The 17,220-nt window shown below is 43.0% G+C and carries 15 protein-coding genes; 4 read left to right on the forward strand and 11 right to left on the reverse strand.

Annotation, left to right across the window (positions count from 1 at the left end):
- Nucleotides 1-12 precede the first annotated feature (12 nt).
- Nucleotides 13-2,454, reverse strand: a complete 2,442-nt coding sequence (locus VJ786_RS01815) for an alpha/beta hydrolase family protein (protein WP_134776260.1) — start codon at nucleotides 2,452-2,454, stop codon at nucleotides 13-15.
- A gap of 417 nt (nucleotides 2,455-2,871) precedes the next feature.
- On the opposite strand from VJ786_RS01815, the gene VJ786_RS01820 reads away from it, so the two are divergent.
- From VJ786_RS01820 to nrdF, 4 genes are read left to right on the forward strand one after another with little or no spacing between them, the layout of a single operon-like run.
- A complete protein-coding gene (locus VJ786_RS01820) occupies nucleotides 2,872-3,105 on the forward strand; it encodes a glutaredoxin family protein (RefSeq protein ID WP_099368169.1) in 234 nt (77 codons plus the stop codon).
- A 23-nt stretch (nucleotides 3,106-3,128) separates the two neighbouring features.
- A complete protein-coding gene (gene nrdI, locus VJ786_RS01825) occupies nucleotides 3,129-3,536 on the forward strand; it encodes a class Ib ribonucleoside-diphosphate reductase assembly flavoprotein NrdI (protein ID WP_099368170.1) in 408 nt (135 codons plus the stop codon).
- A 10-nt stretch (nucleotides 3,537-3,546) separates the two neighbouring features.
- On the forward strand, nucleotides 3,547-5,601 hold the full coding sequence (gene nrdE, locus VJ786_RS01830) for a class 1b ribonucleoside-diphosphate reductase subunit alpha (protein ID WP_336557108.1): 2,055 nt from the start codon (nucleotides 3,547-3,549) through the stop codon (nucleotides 5,599-5,601).
- 51 nt (nucleotides 5,602-5,652) lie between these two features.
- Nucleotides 5,653-6,639: a class 1b ribonucleoside-diphosphate reductase subunit beta gene (nrdF, locus tag VJ786_RS01835; RefSeq protein WP_099368172.1), complete on the forward strand. Its 987-nt coding sequence runs from the start codon at nucleotides 5,653-5,655 to the stop codon at nucleotides 6,637-6,639.
- A 99-nt stretch (nucleotides 6,640-6,738) separates the two neighbouring features.
- Here the strand turns inward: nrdF and VJ786_RS01840 are convergent, their stop codons facing one another.
- From VJ786_RS01840 to ilvN, 10 genes are all read right to left on the reverse strand, one after another.
- Nucleotides 6,739-7,302 (reverse strand): DUF2911 domain-containing protein, encoded by a 564-nt coding sequence (locus VJ786_RS01840; protein WP_245153267.1) that lies wholly within the window; start codon nucleotides 7,300-7,302, stop codon nucleotides 6,739-6,741.
- A 215-nt stretch (nucleotides 7,303-7,517) separates the two neighbouring features.
- Nucleotides 7,518-8,771 (reverse strand): threonine ammonia-lyase IlvA, encoded by a 1,254-nt coding sequence (gene ilvA, locus VJ786_RS01845; protein WP_134776258.1) that lies wholly within the window; start codon nucleotides 8,769-8,771, stop codon nucleotides 7,518-7,520.
- A 7-nt stretch (nucleotides 8,772-8,778) separates the two neighbouring features.
- On the reverse strand, nucleotides 8,779-9,933 hold the full coding sequence (locus VJ786_RS01850) for a 2-isopropylmalate synthase (protein WP_134776257.1): 1,155 nt from the start codon (nucleotides 9,931-9,933) through the stop codon (nucleotides 8,779-8,781).
- 47 nt (nucleotides 9,934-9,980) lie between these two features.
- Nucleotides 9,981-11,054 carry a 3-isopropylmalate dehydrogenase gene (gene leuB / locus VJ786_RS01855; protein WP_134776256.1) on the reverse strand — a complete coding sequence of 358 codons (1,074 nt, stop codon included), beginning with the start codon at nucleotides 11,052-11,054 and terminating at the stop codon, nucleotides 9,981-9,983.
- Between the two features lies 1 nt (nucleotide 11,055).
- Complete coding sequence (locus VJ786_RS01860) at nucleotides 11,056-12,468, reverse strand: ATP-binding cassette domain-containing protein (protein WP_134776255.1); 1,413 nt, start codon at nucleotides 12,466-12,468, stop codon at nucleotides 11,056-11,058.
- Nucleotides 12,468-13,052 carry a 3-isopropylmalate dehydratase small subunit gene (leuD, locus tag VJ786_RS01865; protein ID WP_099368177.1) on the reverse strand — a complete coding sequence of 195 codons (585 nt, stop codon included), beginning with the start codon at nucleotides 13,050-13,052 and terminating at the stop codon, nucleotides 12,468-12,470. Before leuD ends, VJ786_RS01860 begins: the two co-directional genes overlap by 1 nt.
- A gap of 19 nt (nucleotides 13,053-13,071) precedes the next feature.
- Complete coding sequence (gene leuC, locus VJ786_RS01870) at nucleotides 13,072-14,469, reverse strand: 3-isopropylmalate dehydratase large subunit (protein WP_134776254.1); 1,398 nt, start codon at nucleotides 14,467-14,469, stop codon at nucleotides 13,072-13,074.
- 95 nt (nucleotides 14,470-14,564) lie between these two features.
- On the reverse strand, nucleotides 14,565-16,046 hold the full coding sequence (gene ilvC / locus VJ786_RS01875; protein ID WP_099368179.1) for a ketol-acid reductoisomerase: 1,482 nt from the start codon (nucleotides 16,044-16,046) through the stop codon (nucleotides 14,565-14,567).
- 41 nt (nucleotides 16,047-16,087) lie between these two features.
- A complete protein-coding gene (locus VJ786_RS01880) occupies nucleotides 16,088-16,561 on the reverse strand; it encodes a DinB family protein (RefSeq protein WP_134776253.1) in 474 nt (157 codons plus the stop codon).
- 67 nt (nucleotides 16,562-16,628) lie between these two features.
- Nucleotides 16,629-17,219, reverse strand: coding sequence for an acetolactate synthase small subunit (gene ilvN / locus VJ786_RS01885; RefSeq protein WP_099368181.1), 591 nt, complete (start codon nucleotides 17,217-17,219; stop codon nucleotides 16,629-16,631).
- Nucleotide 17,220: the final 1 nt, after the last annotated feature.

A 17,220-nucleotide genomic window follows, 5' to 3' on the forward strand; every position in this document is an offset into this window, starting at 1 on the left:
ATGTGATTAGGCTTATTTCGTTGCCGCTCTGTTTTTCACATATTTCTCTAGGAATTGATCTTGTTCCCAAAGGACATGGAAGATATTCTCTTTCGCTGCATAACCGTGCGATTCACCTGGAAGGATCACCATTCTGGCAGTTGCACCCAAGTTTTTCAAGGCTTGGAAGTAACGCTCGGTCTGTAGGGTAAATGTTCCAGGATTGTTGTCGGCTGCACCATGGATCAATAAAATAGGTGTTTTCATTTTATGTGCGCTCATGAAAGGCGACATGGTCATGTACAGTTGCGGGTCATCCCAGAAGTTACGCTGCTCGCTTTGGAAACCAAAAGGCGTCAAGGTACGGTTGTAAGCTCCAGAACGGGCAATTCCAGCTGCAAATAGGTTGGAGTTGCTCAATAAATGGGCGGTCATGAAAGCACCATAGGAGTGTCCACCAACTGCCACCTTGTTGCGGTCGATATAACCCAATTGATCAACGGCGTCGATGGCTGCTTCAGCATTCGCCACCAATTGCGGAATGAAGGAATCGTTCGGTTCTTGTTTACCTTCGCCCACAATAGGGAAGGCTGCATTATCCAGTACCGCATAACCACGGGATACCCAATAGATGAAGGAACCATAACTTGGGAAAGTGAATTCTTTCGGATTGGCTGTACTTTGTCCGGCAGTGGATTTGTCTTTATACTCCCTTGGGTAAGCCCAGATCAATAAAGGAAGTTTTTCCTTCTTGTTCTTATCATAACCTGCTGGAAGGTAAAGTGTACCGGATAATTCCACCCCATCCTTACGCTTGTAGTTCAACACCTCTTTGTGCACTCCATCCAACGATTTGAAAGGGTTCTCGATGCTGGTTACGGCTGACTGCTTGCCGGATTTGATGTTTTTCGCGTAATAGTTCGGGAATTGGGAAGCCGATTGAAGGGATACCAAGATATCGCCTTTTTCGATGTCGACCACCGAGCTGATACGTTCCTGCATATCGGATTCCTTCGCTGTATAAATGCGTTTTTTCTTGCCGGTCTTGAAGTCGTATTCTTCGATGAAAGGGAATTCACCTTCTTTGGTAAATCCAGAACCTATCCAGTAGGATTTTCCGTTTTTGATGTACATACTGTACGTTCCGAATTCATTTTTATCGCGGTAAGGCGATCCCGGATCGGAATATACATCCTGGCTATTTCTATCATAGATCACCTTATTGCTTCCGGTTTTTGGATTCAACAGGTAGGTTTTCGAGTTTCTGGTATCATACCATTGGCTGTATACCAAGGCATAGTCATCATTCCCCCAAACCACTCCCGCATAGCGGTCTGCGATTTTCATCATTGATTTTGGCTCCGCCTGAAATGGAGCTTCCCAGTTGAAGAGCTCATCACGGAATTCCGCTGGTTTGTTCGCATCTCCACCATCCAATGCTTGAACAAAGGATAGGGTTGCTGCTTTGTCCGAACGCCATGACATGGATCTTTTTCCAGGACGGGTTGAAGAGAAGCCCTTCGGCATGATCTCCATCAATGCAGTTTCATTCACTTTTTTGATCAGGTTGCCCTTCAGGTCATATACATTGGTCTCGGTAGGGAAACTTCCTAAAGAAACCACATAGGAAAATGGTTTTTTAAGGGTTGTGACCATCACGTATTGTCCGTCTGGAGAGATGGAAGAGCCCATATACATATCCGCAGCTTTGAAGGGTTCCGTTTTTCCGGAAAGGTCTACCCAAACCAGGTTGGAAGTGACCAAACGTTGGAATTCAGCCTCATCAGCCGGTGTTTTCAACAGATCCTGGTAAGTTCTTAATTGGGAAACTGTACCATCCGCATTGGAAATAATCGGACCGGTAGCCAAGCTGTTTTTCTTGTCGGTTTGAGCGGTAGATGGATTGACCAAGCTTATTAAAAGTTTGTCGGAAGATGGCGTCGTTCCTCGCGATGACGGCTGCGTGTACCAAGTGAACGGTGAATGTACAATGGCATTCAGGTTGTAATCCGTTATTTTTTTCAATTCTCTACTGGCAATATCGTAAATGAAAAGGGCAACGCCATTTTCATTGGTATTGGTGAAAGCCAGTTTTTTGGAATCTGGGGAAAAATCGATATTGGAAATCAAGGCATTCTCCGGAAGGTTGATCTTGATCAGGTCCTTGCCATCAATAGACTGCAGGCTCAAGGCATCAAAGTAGGTTTCGGTACTAGAAATACTCGCTTTGGCATTGATGCGTAGACCGGCCAATCTGGTTTCTTCCACGCCCAGTTCTGCCAAGTTTTTGTAGGTTGGGCGGTAGGAGAAGAGTACCCATTTTTTATCGGTACTGATCCTTACGGTCGGAGGTCGCTGATAATCGGCGAGTGCCATTATTTCTGTTGGTGGTTTTTGAAAGGTCAAGCTTTCTTGAGCTTGTAGGCTTCCAAAAGAACTCAGAAATAAAAAGGGTAATAAAAATTTGAATTTCATAATCATTTGGGTGTTTGTTTCGAAATTGATAACGCTAATTTAACAATATATTATTGGGATGCTAAGGGAAGATTTATATATAACTAATTTGTTATAATTAACCAAAAATTCTCTTATATTTTGACAATAAAAAGAGGAAGAAAAAGGGAGTCAACAAATAGCTACAAAGTGCTAATTTAAAGTTATCAACATCCTCAGTGAATTGAAAACGAACACCTTACTAATTATTCGAGGTAACCAAGTGGGTTTTACCAACGGAATCCACATGAATGTGGAAAAGTATCATTACCTCCTACGTTAAAAAATATGGGATATTTGTTCTACATGAGTATGAAACCATCTCATTTCAATCGTTTTTTTATTTAAACAAAGAAGCAGAGCCCAAAAAGCCCAAATTCTTTTTCAACTTAATATAACATGGCAAGAATCATTAAATTCGAAAAAAATGACTGTGCACCATGCGCACAGGTATCGGCTTACCTAGACAACAAAGGTATTGCCTACGAAACTATCAATCCATTTGATGAGCCGGAATTAGCTGTTAAGTTCAAAGTACGTACCGTTCCTACCGTGATTGTATTGGAGAACGACGAAATCAAAAATAGAATCATCGGATTTAAGCCAGAAGAGTTGGATCAGATTGCCCTGTAATTAATCCATAAACCTAAAGGACCATGATTAATTTATATTACGATTCAAGAACCGGTAATGTGGAGCGCTTTATCAACAAGGTGATCCAAGTTACGGGATGGAAAGCCATCCGTATTGAGGAGCATATGGAGATCTCGGAGCCGGGACATTTGGTCACTTATACCACCAATTTTGGTAAAGTACCGGATAAGACCGCTCAGTTATTGACCATGCAAAGCCATATGATCTACTCGGTAACATCCAGCGGAAACCGCAACTGGGGAAGGAACTATGCGATAGCAGCTGATAAGATCAGCACAGAATTCGAAATCCCAACGGCCATGAAATTCGAACTTTCTGGTACATTGGAAGATATTAATCAATTTATTGACATCATTAAAAATCAATACTATGATAGCAAACGAGGTAGCGAAAAATTGGATATTGCTTAATAACGAAATCATGATCAAACATGATGACGAGTACAGCCTTGATAAGGACAAGGAGGCTGTGCGCGCCTATTTCCTGGAGTATGTGAACAAGAACACCGTGTTCTTCTACAACTTGAAGGAAAAAATCGATTATTTGGTAGAAAACAACTATTACATCAATTTCTACGAATGGTTTACGTTTGAGCAAATGGAAGAGGTATTCAACTTTGTGTATGCAAAGAAATTCCGTTTCCAATCTTTTATGGCGGCCTTCAAGTTTTTCCAAAGTTATGCGCTTCGCGATGATTCGGGGGAGAAATTCCTAGAGCGTTACGAAGACCGTGTGGTGGCGGTTTCTTTGTTCTTAGCAAGAGAAGAAGGCGTTCAAAAAGCTATCGAGTATGCAGAGATCATGATCAATCAAGAATATCAACCCGCTACCCCGACGTTCTTGAACGCTGGAAAGAAACGTTCCGGCGAATTGGTTTCCTGTTTCTTGGATGAGATCGGCGATAACCTGAACGGTATTGGTTACGCGGTGGATTCGGCCATGAAATTATCATCTATTGGTGGTGGAGTGTCTTTCAATATTTCGAAGATCCGCGCACGCGGTGAAGCGATCAAAGGGGTTGATGGCCGCGCAGGTGGTGTTCTTCCGATCATGAAGATCATGGAAGATACCTTCTCGTATGCCAATCAATTGGGACAACGTCCTGGTGCAGGAGCTGTCTATTTGAATATCTTCCACTCGGACATTGAAGAATTCTTGGATTGTAAGAAAATCAATGTGGATGAGAAAGTACGTATCAAGTCCTTATCTATCGGTATCATCGTTCCGGATAAATTCATGGAATTGGCAGAGAAAGATGAGCCTTGTTATTTGATCTATCCGCATACGGTTATGCAGGAGTATGGTCAGTACCTGGATGAGTTGGATATGGACGTGATGTATGATGAACTGATCACGAACCCTAACGTTAAAAAGAAAAAAATCAATGCCCGTCACTTGTTAGTGAAAATTGCACAAACGCAAAAAGAGTCGGGATACCCATACATCTTCTTCAAGGAGAACACCAACCGTGCACACGCGTTGAACGGATTGGGAAGAGTTAAATTCTCGAACCTATGTACAGAGATCATGCAGATCTCGGAAGTTTCTGATATCAACATCTACGGTAAAGAAGATACCATCCGTTACGGGATTTCCTGTAACCTAGGGTCTTTGAACATCGCAACGGTGATGGATAATAAACGCATCAAGGAAACGGTGAAGACCGCTATGCGTGCCTTGACTGTAGTAACCGATGTAACGGATATCGAAATGGTTCCTTCCATCGCTAAAGCTAACCGCGAATTGCATTCGGTAGGACTAGGTGCCATGAACCTTCATGGGTATTTAGCGAAGAGTTTCATCATGTACGAATCTACAGAAGCATTGGATTTCGCCAATACCTTCTTCATGATGATGAACTACTATTCGCTGGAGGCATCGATGGAGATTGCTAAGGAACGCCAAAGAACTTTCGTAGGATTTGAAAAATCGGGCTATGCGGATGGAACGTATTTCGATCAATATTTGATCCGTGAATTCCAACCTAAAACCGACAAGGTGAAGGAATTGTTCGCAGGCATCCATATTCCAACCGTAGAAGATTGGACAAACCTAAAAGCACAGGTGGCGGAATACGGTATCTACCATGCTTACCGTTTGGCCATTGCTCCGAACCAATCTACTTCTTACATCATGAACGCGACGGCTTCTGTTATGCCAATCGTGGACATCATCGAGGTGAGAGAGTATGGAGATAGTACCACTTACTACCCAATGCCTTATTTGACGAATGATAACTACTTCTACTTCAAATCGGCATACGATATGGATCAGATGAAGGTGTTGAAACTGATCTCGGTGATCCAACGTCACATTGACCAAGGGGTATCGACGATCTTGCACACGAATTCAAAGGATTCTACCCGTGACTTGGCGAAATATTACATCTACGCCCATAAACTGGGATTAAAATCGCTGTACTATACCCGTACGCGTAAATCAACTATTGAAGAATGTATTTCTTGTTCAGCATAAGCTGTCAGAAAAGAATTATTAAAATATTAAAAAGAGGGGACACCTATAAAAATGAGTAAACAATTTACAGCCGTAAACTGGAATACACCGGACAACGACTATGCATTGATGTTCTGGGAACAAAATATCCGCCAGTTCTGGATCGATACGGAATACATTCCTTCCAAGGATATTGATAGCTGGAAAGGATTGAGTTGGGATATGAAAGAGTGTTATAAGAAAGCCTTAGGTGGTTTGACACTGTTGGATACCCTTCAGAGCCACACCGGTATGCCTAAGATCATCGATCATATCGATTCCTTACAGAACAAGGCTGTATTATCGTACATGTGTATGATGGAAGCGATCCACGCCAAATCATATTCGACCATTTTTACCACGGTTTCTACCACCAACGAGATCAACGATGTATTCGGTTGGGTTGCCCAGAACAAATTCTTACAGTATAAAGCATCTACCATCGATAGCCATTACCGTGCAATCGATAAGGAAAAGGTGACGGATGAAGAATTGTTCATGGCCTTGGCTGCTTCGGTACTGTTGGAATCTTTCCTTTTCTACTCTGGATTCTTCCTGCCATTATGGTTATGTGGACAAGGACAGATGGTGGCCTCTGCCGATATCATCAAGAAGATTGTTGCCGATGAGTCCATCCACGGAGTATTCGTAGGATTGATCGCGCAGGAAGTATTTGCGAAGCTTCCAAACAAGGAAGAAGTGAAACAACGTTTCTTAGCCTTATTGAACGATCTTTATGAAAATGAGATCAAATACACCGAAGAATTGTATACGGTGGTAGGTTTAACAGCTGAGGTAAAGGAATACGTTCGCTACAATGGTAATAAAGCCTTGATGAACTTAGGGTTTGATCCTATTTTTGAAGTAAAGCAGGTCAATCCGATTGTTTTGAACGGTTTGAACACCGAGACGACACAACACGATTTCTTCTCGAAGAAATCGACGAACTACGAAAAAGCAACCGAAATCGTGCATTTGAAGAATGAGGATTTCATGATGGATGCGGTAGTGGATATTTAAGAATAAACTCTTTGTTATCAAAAAAGCCCCCTGGATATTATTTCTGGGGGGCTTTTTAGTTTCTTTTAGTTTCTTTTTGCGGCTTCTTGGCTGCGGTTACTAGTTGGCTGCTTTTACTTGGAAGGAAGCGCCATAAGTTCCCCAAGCAATGCTCACCTTGCCGGATTTATCGGCCATGATTTTCATCCTTTCCTGGCTGCTCGATAATTTGTCGTTCTTGACATCAACGCGTAACGCATCATCCTTCTGGTCGTATTTAGTACCCCATTGGTCCCAAGTCTTATTGAAGATAATGGTGGTATTGGCTTCGCCAGGGATGGTATGGATGCCGTATTTTCCAGCTTCTAAGGCTTTTCCATTGATGGTGACATTGTTGTCGAAGGAGATGGTGGTGGTAGCATTTGCGCCTGTGCGCCATACTTTACCAAATTCTGCCACCTCCGTTCCGATCTTGCGGCCTTTTAAGGAAGGGCTGCTGTAATGGATATTAATGGTAACCCCATCGTTGGTTTTGACCATCGTACTGTCTGCTGGACTTAGTTTCTGGGCAGGTGCTTTTTGAGCGGGTGCTTTTTGACCTGGTGCTTGTGGCGGTGTTTTTATTTGTGCAAAGCCAAGGCTGCACATGACCATCAAGCATAAAATGATTGAATAAGCTTTCATGTTTTCCTCCTGATTTTATAGGTTTCTATATATCTAAAATAAAATTAAAGCGTAATAGTTTGATTATTAACAAAAAAATAATTTTCAGGAGCTTGATTGAAGCGAAGTAATTTATTGAATTGTAACAAAAATTGTTGGGATTACGTGTAAAAGAGCAACGGCCAACAATTTCTGTCGGCCGTTACATCCTATTATAGTGGAGGGTTAGTTGCTGTTTAAACGAGGTATTCGAACAATGTTTGGTCTTTATTGACCTCGATAAAGTCGAATTTGTATTCCTTTAACCGTTCTATAAATGAAATATAATCATTTGGATTGTTTAATTCAATACCAATTAACGCTGGACCGCGTTCGCGTTCTGTTTTTTTGATGTATTCGAAACGGGTAATATCATCTTTCGGACCCAGCACTTCGGTAACCAAGAGGCGTAATGCTCCTGGCCGCTGCGGGAAGCGAACGATGAAGTAATGCTTGAAGCCCTCATATAGTAAAGACATCTCCTTGATCTCGCTCATGCGATCGATATCGTTGTTGCCACCAGAAATGATACAAACAACTTTTTTACCTTTGATCTCCTCTTTATGGAATTCCAGCGCAGCAATGGAAAGTGCGCCTGCTGGTTCGGCAACTATAGCGTCTTTATTGTACAGTTGTAAAATTGTGGTACAGATCTTTCCTTCTGGAATGGACTTCACGCTATCCAACAATTGGGAACTGATATCGAAAGTCAGTTTGCCGATTTTCTTCACGGCAGCACCATCCACAAATTTATTGATCTGGTCGAGTTCTACGGGTTCTCCTTGCTGCAAAGCAGCCTGCATGGATGCCGCACCTTCCGGTTCTACACCATAACATTTGACCTGCGGAGCATGCTTCTTGAAGTAATAGCTTACCCCTGAGGATAGACCACCACCACCGATAGGGATGAATACCACATCCAGATCCGGAAGATCTTCTAAGATTTCCACAGCGACCGTTCCTTGGCCTTCAATGATCTTAAGGTCATCAAAAGGTGGGATAAAGGTCATGCAGTGTTCCTTGGCATAATCCAAAGCTGCTTTTTGGCAATCGTCGAAGGTATCACCGATCAGGACGATCTCAATATTGCCATTTCCCCACATTTCGGTCTGGGTAATTTTTTGGCGAGGTGTAGGCCCAGGCATGAAGATTACGCCTTTGATATCCAAACGTTTGCAGGATAAGGCTACGCCTTGGGCATGGTTTCCTGCACTGGCACAAACCACCCCATTGGCTCTTTCTTCAGGAGAAAGGCTGGATATTTTGTTGAAAGCGCCCCTAAGTTTATAGGAACGAACGACCTGAAGGTCTTCTCTTTTAAGGTAAACTTCGGCACCGTACTTTTCAGAAAGATGATGGTTGTACTGCAGCGGCGTGCGCACAACCACATCTTTGATTCTTTCTTTTGCGGCTTGAGAGTCTAGGGTTAAGGTTGATAAATCCAAGCTCATCTAAATATTATTTCACCAAGGTAAGCAGGTCTTCGTCGCAGATGTCTTTTTTAGCGTCTGCAAGGACCAGAAACCGTTGGTAGGTATCTGCTAAAGTATCTTTGTCCAAATGATAACCTAAGCGCTCTAAATGGTGTTTAAGCGCATGGCGACCAGAACGAGCAGTTAATATGATATCTGCTTCTTCCAAGCCCACATCTTCTGGACGGATGATCTCATAATTTTCACGGTGTTTCAAGAAACCATCCTGATGGATTCCGGAGCTATGTGCAAAAGCATTTCGGCCAACGATGGCTTTGTTCGGTTGCACCGGCATATTCATCATATCGCTCACCTTACGGGAAATGTAAGTGAACATTTTGCTGTCGATATTGGAACTTAAATTTCCAAACGAATGCTGATGTACCTTCAATATCATCGCTACTTCCTCCAAGGAGGTATTTCCTGCGCGTTCGCCAATACCGTTGATGGTACATTCTACCTGGCGGGCTCCGTTTTGGATAGCGGCGATGGAATTTGCCGTTGCCAAGCCAAGGTCATTGTGGCAATGTGCCGATATGATGGCTTGGTCGATATTACTCACATGGTCTTTTAAGTACTTGATTTTAGCACCGTATTGGTCAGGCAAGCAATAGCCATTGGTATCTGGGATGTTGACTACTGTTGCGCCTGCGCCAATTACCGCTTCGATCATCTTTGCCAAGAATTCCAAATCCGCACGGCCAGCATCCTCTGCATAAAACTCCACATCTTCCACATAGGATTTCGCATGTTTTACAGCAGCTACCGCACGTTCTAAAATTTCTTCCCTTGTGCTGTTGAATTTGTATTTGATGTGCATATCCGAAGAGCCAATACCTGTGTGGATACGTGGTCTTTTCGCATACTTAAGTGCATCAGCAGCCACATCGATATCATTCTTATTCGCACGGGTCAACGCACAGATGATCACATCGTTCACCGCTTTGGAAAGTTCCACTACCGATTGGAAATCGCCGGGACTGGAAACAGGGAATCCTGCTTCGATAACATCTACGCCCAAGCGTTCTAAATCTTTCGCGATCTCGACTTTCTCGGGGGTTGTCAACTGACATCCTGGTACTTGTTCGCCATCACGTAAGGTCGTGTCGAAAATATATAAGTGATTAGGATCGTGTAACATATCAATATCTATTTATGTTTATACCTTGGTTTATTCTTTTTCAAAATTTACTTTAAAAATTCCAACACCTTGGCTCCCATTTCTTCGGTTCCCAAGATCTTGTCTGCAGCGGTTTCTGAATTGGCAATATCGCCTGTTCTCCAGCCTGCTTTCAATGTTTCCGAGACAGCATTGGTTACCGCTTTGGCCTCATCCTGCAATCCGAAAGCAATATCTAACATCAAAGCAGCGGATAGGATAGAAGCTAATGGATTAGCTTTGTTCTGGCCGGCGATATCGTGGGCAGAGCCATGGATAGGTTCAAAAAAGCCAGTTCCATCACCAATGGATGCAGATGCCAACATGCCCATCGAGCCTGCAATCTGCGAAGCCTCATCGGTTAGGATATCCCCAAAAAGATTAGCGGTCAGTACCACATCGAATTTCTTCGGGTTTTTCACCAATTGCATGGCTGCATTATCAATGAACATATGTTCTGTTTCCACGTCAGGATATTCCTTGGCAATTTCCTGAACCACTTCACGCCATAGACGTGACGTTTCCAATACATTCGCCTTATCTACGGAGCAGAGTTTTTTATTTCTTGTTCTTGCTGCATCGTACGCTTTGCGTGTGATCCGCTCTACTTCATAACGGTGGTAGTTCATCAGATCGGATGCGAAGGTATTATCCTCATTGCGTTTTTTCTCTCCGAAATAAACATCACCAGTTAATTCACGGAAGAATAGGATATCCGTACCGCGCAAAACTTCCGGTTTTAGGCTGGAAGCATCCAAAAGTTCATCGAACAAAAGGATAGGACGAAGGTTGGCATACAATCCGAGTTCTTTACGGATTTTCAAGAGACCTTGCTCTGGGCGTACCTTTGCGGAAGGATCATTATCGTATTTAGCATGTCCGATGGCACCAAAAAGGATGGCATCCGATGCTTTTGCTTTTTCTAATGTTTCATCGGGTAGGGGATTTCCGGTAGCTTCGATTGCCGTGTGGCCCATAATAGCCTCATCAAAAATAAATTCATGGTTATATTTTTCTGCAATACGGTTCAATACCTGTTTACCCCAAGTTGTAACTTCTTGTCCAATTCCATCACCTGGAATAATAAGAATGTTCTTCTTCATGTTATTTTAAAACGTTTTCTATGTTATGTTCAATGGCTTTTACCTGGCCATGCGCTAATTCAATTTTATGGTCAATCCCTTTCGGTAGCTGACTCTCGTAGTGCCCCACGTAGATCAATGTTTTCCCATACTGGCATAATTCATCGACTACATCATTGAAGTATCTTGCCTGATTGTAATCTAATCCCTGGCAAGGTTCGTCCAGCACTAAAAGTGGCGGATTTTTAATGATGCTTCGCGCCAATAGGGCTAGGCGTTGTTTCCCCAAGGGAAGGCTGTGTAATAATTGATCTTTATATTCCGTAAGATCAAAAAAGTTCATCAGTTCTTCGATCTGTTTCTTCTCCTGGAATTTGACATCGATAAACCAACCGATACTATCGTAGAAGCCTGATGCCAAGGTATGCCACACGGTGGCTTGTTGATCGAAATACCAATGCATTTCGGGAGATATCATCCCTATTTTTTCCTTGATATCCCAAATGCTCTCACCCGAGCCTCTTTTCTTTCCGAACAAGGTGATATCCAATCCGTAGGATTGTGGATGATCCCCATTTATTAAGCTGAGCAAGGTGGACTTTCCAGAACCATTCGCCCCTTGAAGCAACCAGCGTTCGCCCACTTTCACTTCCCAATCAATGCCCTTCAGCACCTCTTTTTCACCATACTTGATGTGTACATCCTTTAATTGGAACATGTACTCATGATCTGTATGTGGGATGACCTTGAGAAATTCCGGGATGTTTTTTTGCTGCCGTACAGCATCCTGGATCAATGCATCCTGTGTTTCTTCCCGAACAAGTTTCCCTTCTACAATATGCGCATAGCTATTGATGGAATTCGGAACTTGCTCATCGTTTGTGATCAGTATGAGCTGGACACCTTCTGTTGCCAGTTCATCCAACCATTCGTTCAATACCTTTCTGGACTGTTTATCCAAGCCGGTATAAGGCTCATCAATGATCAATAAGGTTGGTTTTAACCATAATCCCTTGATCAATTGCAGTTTTTTATGTTCACCACTCGAAAGTTCGATCAATTGGGAATCCAACATCTCCTCATAGCCAAAGGCCTGCAGTTTATGTTGGATATCCCGAATGTCTAATCCTTCTTTCTGGGCATAATGTGTTAGTTCTGCTCGAACTGTCAGGGTATCTTTTCCTTGGTGGCGGTTATACCGCTGCTGATAGTAAAAGTTTCTATCGCCTTCTAAATTGGTAAATTGATACCAGTTGGCGATGTAAACTGCATCATGATGTGCAGCAAGGTATTTGCCCAAAGAAGTTTTACCAGACCCACTTTTTCCGCCTAAAACATAGTGTTCGTTTGGATATATGGTCCATGAAAGGTCTTTCCATATACTTTTCCCGGCATAGGCCAGGTTTAAACGATCAATATGGATGCTTTTCGGCATTATCTGTTTTGTTCAAAAGCTTCGATTTCCGCTTTATGGCTCAAGATGAAATCAATATCATCATATCCATTGATCAAACAGGATTTCTTGTATGGGTTGATTTCAAACGCATAGGATTCTCCTGTCTCTGCAATTTTGATAGTCTGATTTTCAAGATCTACCTCAATCGCCGTTTCCGGATTTTCGAATACCTTCTCGAAGATCTTCTCCAAGAAATCTTCAGGCACCGTAATAGGCAACACCCCATTATTCAAGGCATTCCCTTTGAAGATATCGGCGAAGAAGGAACTCACCACCACATCAAAACCATAGTCCTGAATTGCCCAAGCCGCATGTTCGCGGGAGGATCCACAACCAAAGTTTTTACCGGCTACCAGGATTTTTCCTTGGTAGGTCGGGTCATTCATTACGAAATCGGCTTTAGGTTGGTCATTGCTGTCGAATCTCCAATCACGGAACAGGTTATTACCGAATCCTTCACGGGTGGTAGCCTTCAAGAAACGAGCTGGAATGATCTGATCGGTATCTATATTCTCTATCGGTAGAGGAACCACCGTAGAATTTAATTTTTCAAATTTTTTCATGCTTGATTACAATTTCTGCTTACACCAATTCCCTTACATCCACTATTTTTCCGGTTACTGCAGCAGCGGCAGCAGTCAACGGGCTTACTAACATGGTTCTTGCATTCGGCCCCTGTCTACCTTCGAAATTCCTGTTAGAAGTAGAAACACAGTATTTACCTGCAGGGATCTTATCCTCGTTCATACCTAGGCATGCCGAACATCCAGGTTCGCGAAGCATGAATCCCGCCTCTTCGAACACCTTATCGATACCCTCTTGTTTGGCTTGGGCTTCAACCTGTTTTGATCCAGGAACGATCCATACTTCCACATTATCTGCTTTCTGCTTCCCTTTTACAAAGGCAGCAACCTGACGTAGATCCTCAATGCGGGAGTTTGTACAGCTACCGATGAACACATAATCCACCGGTTTGCCCAAAACGCCTTCACCATCATGGAAACCCATGTAGTCCAATGCTTTTTGGTAAGATGGTCTTTCGTTCTCTGGTTGGGATTCCGTTGTTGGGATTTCCTCCGTAATACCGATTCCCATACCTGGGTTGGTACCATAAGTAATCATGGGCTGGATATCCGCAGCATCAAAGGTCAATACCTCATCGAAAACAGCATCCTCATCCGAGTATAGCGTTTTCCAATAGGCCAATGCCTGATCCCATTGCTCACCTTTTGGTGCGAACTCACGACCTTCGATATAATCAAAAGTGGTTTGATCCGGTGCGATCAATCCACCACGAGCACCCATTTCGATACTCATATTACAGATGGTCATACGACCTTCCATACTCAAGGAGCGGATCGCAGATCCTGCGTATTCCACAAAATAACCGGTACCTCCGGCTGCTGATATCTTGGAGATGATGTACAGGATGATGTCTTTTGCACCGACACCATTGCCTAATTCACCGTTCACTTCAATTTTCATCGTCTTTGGTTTTTGCTGCAATAAACATTGCGTCGCAAATACCTGCTCTACCTGAGAGGTTCCGATTCCGAAGGCGATAGCGCCAAAGGCACCATGGGTAGAGGTATGGCTATCGCCACATACCATCGTTTTTCCGGGAAGGGTGATACCCAATTCTGGACCGATCACATGGACAATACCTTGGTAAGGATGCCCCAAACCGTATAGTTCAATTCCGAATTCCTTGCAGTTTTTGGTCAACATATCTACTTGGTAGCGGGATAGTTCCTCTTGAATCGGAAGGTGTTGGTTTAATGTGGGCACGTTATGGTCGGCAGTAGCTACCGTTTGTTGCGGGCGGAACACGGGAAGTCCGCGCTTACGTAATCCATCAAATGCTTGTGGGGAAGTCACTTCGTGGATCAAGTGGGTGTCGATATATAACATATCTGGAAACCCTTCTTGACGCTTGACGACGTGTGCATCCCAAATTTTTTCTACTAATGTTTTTCCCATTTCTCTCTATTACTTGGTTGGTTTGATAATTCAAAGGGGTAAAATTATGATTATCATAATTTTACCCTTTAAACCATCTACTAATTTACGAAAAATTAAACAGTTTTGATAGCTTTCATCGCTGTCATTGCTTTACGCAATTTTCTACCTACCACTTCTACCTCGTGATTGCGTAGTTTTTCGTTAATCTGTACCAACTTAATATTGTCTACCGACCCATCTTTTCCTTCATTGTAGTTCTTTCCAACCACATCAGTATCAATCTTTTTCATGAAATCTGCCAACAAGGGTTTACATGCCTGATCGAACAAGTAACAACCATATTCTGCCGTATCTGAAATCACGCGATTCATCTCAAATAATTTTTTACGAGCGATGGTATTGGCGATCAAAGGTGTTTCGTGTAGCGACTCATAGTAAGCAGATTCTGGTTTGATTCCTGCTTGAACCATGGTTTCGAACGCTAATTCTACCCCTGCACGGATAAATGCCGACATCAATACGTAATTATCAAAATATTCCTGTTCGTCGATCTTAACATCGCCTGCCGGTGTTTTTTCGAATGCGGTTTCACCGGTCTCTGCACGCCATTTCAATAGGTTGGCATCGCCATTTGCCCAGTCTTCCATCATGGTCTTGCTGAAATGCCCAGACATGATATCATCTTGGTGTTTCTGGAACAAAGGACGCATGATATCCTTCAATTCTTCAGAAAGTTCAAATGCCTTAACCTTTGCAGGGTTGCTCAAACGATCCATCATACCACTTACACCACCGTGTTTCAAGGCTTCGGTAATTACTTCCACACCGTATTGTACCAATTTCGATGCATAGCCTGGGTCGATTCCTTTTTCCACCATTTTGTCGAAAGAAAGGATCGAGCCTGTTTGCAACAATCCACATAGGATAGTTTGCTCGCCCATCAAATCCGATTTAACTTCGGCTACGAAAGATGATTTTAGGACACCTGCGCGGTGACCGCCAGTTCCTACACAGTAAGCTTTCGCTTCTGGCCAACCTTTTTCCTGCGGGTCGTTTTCTGGGTGTACAGCGATCAAGGTCGGGACACCAAATCCTCTTAGGTATTCTGCACGAACCTCTGAACCTGGACATTTAGGAGCCACCATGATCACCGTAATATCCGGACGGATCTGCATGCCTTCCTCCACAATGTTGAATCCATGAGAGTAGGATAGGGTAGCGCCTTGTTTCATCAAAGGCATTACGGCATTGATAACCGATGTATGTTGTTTATCTGGTGTCAGGTTGATCACCAAATCCGCTGTAGGGATCAATTCTTCGTAGGTACCTACGTTGAAATTGTTGTCCGTAGCGTTTTTCCAAGAATCTCTTTTTTGTTCAATAGCTTCTTTACGTAAAGCATAGGATACATCCAAGCCACTATCTCTCAAGTTCAAACCTTGGTTCAAACCCTGTGCACCACAGCCTACGATTACGATTTTTTTACCTTTTAAAGCTTCTACGCCATCAGCAAATTCCGCTGAGTCCATGAATTCTGCAATTCCCAACTGGTTCAATTGCTCTCTAATCGGTAAGGTGTTGAAATAATTTGCCATTATCTTCCTGTTTTTAAAATATTTTTCTTTTCAGAATTATGTTAGTTATTGATGTTGATTATGCGTTTCTGTGCGACGGCATAGCCGAAGTGAAGGTTATCATGTCCGGCCGTCGTTGTTAAAACGTCTTCGATGCTATTCAGCGTAGCGAAGTAGGTACCTGTTTCATAGGGCGTGATGATATCAAATAGCCCCGCTTTGTAGTCGATTTCAATAGCCTCGATGCTTTCTATCGCTATTCTTTTCAGCTCCTCTACCTCTTCAGGCTTTACGGTATAGGCCGGTTTTGTGCCTTTGGTATAAGAATCTACATACTTTACCCAATTGACCCCTTCGCGGATACCTGTACGCGTATAGACCAAGGTCTGTGTGCTTACGACGATATGTCCAAAGTTCCAGATGATATTATTGTTGAAGCCTTCTGGGATTTCGTTTAACTGCTCGTTGGATAATCCATCGATCAATTTGATGAAAGCCAAACGACTGTCTTTTATGAATTTGAAAACATGTTCCATTTTTGTTTTTTTTAACCTAATGAATTAATAACCTGATGAATTAATCTGTTGTCTCCTTAAAAGAGTTTTACATGGTAAAAACCTTATCCTGTTGATCAAGGAATTCGTTTTCTACCACCTCTTGCGAAGGTTCTTCCCGTTCGAACTGTTTCAGTTTCGAGTGGAAACCAGCACTATCTTTAATGATAGCGATACGGGCACCACGCACAAATTCAATCAGGTTGTATTTTCCAAGTTCTTCTGTTAACCTATCGATTTCCTCCCGATGACCTGCTGTTTCAAACACGATGTAATCATTCCGGATAACCACGACATTCGCTCCATATTGGCGCAACAGCCTTTCCACATAGGCTTTCTCGGCGATCACATCGGCCGGAACCTTGTAAAGCGCCTGTTCTTGCCAGATCAATTCATCGTTGGTATTGTAATACGCTTTTAAAACTTCCACCTGCTTTTCGATCTGGCGGCAAAGTTTCCTTACCACTTCTTCAGATTCAGTGATCAAAATAGTGAAACGATGGATACCATCCACCTCCGAAGGCGAGGTGTTCAAGCTTTCAATGTTGATTTTGCGTCTGGAGAAGATTCCCGAGATGCGTCCGATCATACCGATCGAATTTTCTGTATATAGGGTTACGGTATATTCTTGCTTTTCCATT

The sequence above is a fragment of the Sphingobacterium tenebrionis genome (assembly GCF_037126265.1).
GTDB classification, from domain to species: domain Bacteria; phylum Bacteroidota; class Bacteroidia; order Sphingobacteriales; family Sphingobacteriaceae; genus Sphingobacterium; species Sphingobacterium tenebrionis.

Excerpts from the sequence above, each read along its gene's own strand:
- leuC (WP_134776254.1), bottom strand. The coding sequence starts at position 14,469 with ATGGGAAAAACATTAGTAGAAAAAATTTGGGATGCACACGTCGTCAAG.
- nrdI (WP_099368170.1), top strand. The coding sequence starts at position 3,129 with ATGATTAATTTATATTACGATTCAAGAACCGGTAATGTGGAGCGCTTT.
- VJ786_RS01820 (WP_099368169.1), top strand. The coding sequence starts at position 2,872 with ATGGCAAGAATCATTAAATTCGAAAAAAATGACTGTGCACCATGCGCA.
- nrdF (WP_099368172.1), top strand. The coding sequence starts at position 5,653 with ATGAGTAAACAATTTACAGCCGTAAACTGGAATACACCGGACAACGAC.
- VJ786_RS01850 (WP_134776257.1), bottom strand. The coding sequence starts at position 9,933 with ATGTTACACGATCCTAATCACTTATATATTTTCGACACGACCTTACGT.
- ilvC (WP_099368179.1), bottom strand. The coding sequence starts at position 16,046 with ATGGCAAATTATTTCAACACCTTACCGATTAGAGAGCAATTGAACCAG.
- leuB (WP_134776256.1), bottom strand. The coding sequence starts at position 11,054 with ATGAAGAAGAACATTCTTATTATTCCAGGTGATGGAATTGGACAAGAA.
- VJ786_RS01860 (WP_134776255.1), bottom strand. The coding sequence starts at position 12,468 with ATGCCGAAAAGCATCCATATTGATCGTTTAAACCTGGCCTATGCCGGG.
- ilvN (WP_099368181.1), bottom strand. The coding sequence starts at position 17,219 with ATGGAAAAGCAAGAATATACCGTAACCCTATATACAGAAAATTCGATC.
- ilvA (WP_134776258.1), bottom strand. The coding sequence starts at position 8,771 with ATGAGCTTGGATTTATCAACCTTAACCCTAGACTCTCAAGCCGCAAAA.
- leuD (WP_099368177.1), bottom strand. The coding sequence starts at position 13,052 with ATGAAAAAATTTGAAAAATTAAATTCTACGGTGGTTCCTCTACCGATA.
- nrdE (WP_336557108.1), top strand. The coding sequence starts at position 3,547 with ATGATCAAACATGATGACGAGTACAGCCTTGATAAGGACAAGGAGGCT.
- VJ786_RS01880 (WP_134776253.1), bottom strand. The coding sequence starts at position 16,561 with ATGGAACATGTTTTCAAATTCATAAAAGACAGTCGTTTGGCTTTCATC.
- VJ786_RS01815 (WP_134776260.1), bottom strand. The coding sequence starts at position 2,454 with ATGAAATTCAAATTTTTATTACCCTTTTTATTTCTGAGTTCTTTTGGA.
- VJ786_RS01840 (WP_245153267.1), bottom strand. The coding sequence starts at position 7,302 with ATGAAAGCTTATTCAATCATTTTATGCTTGATGGTCATGTGCAGCCTT.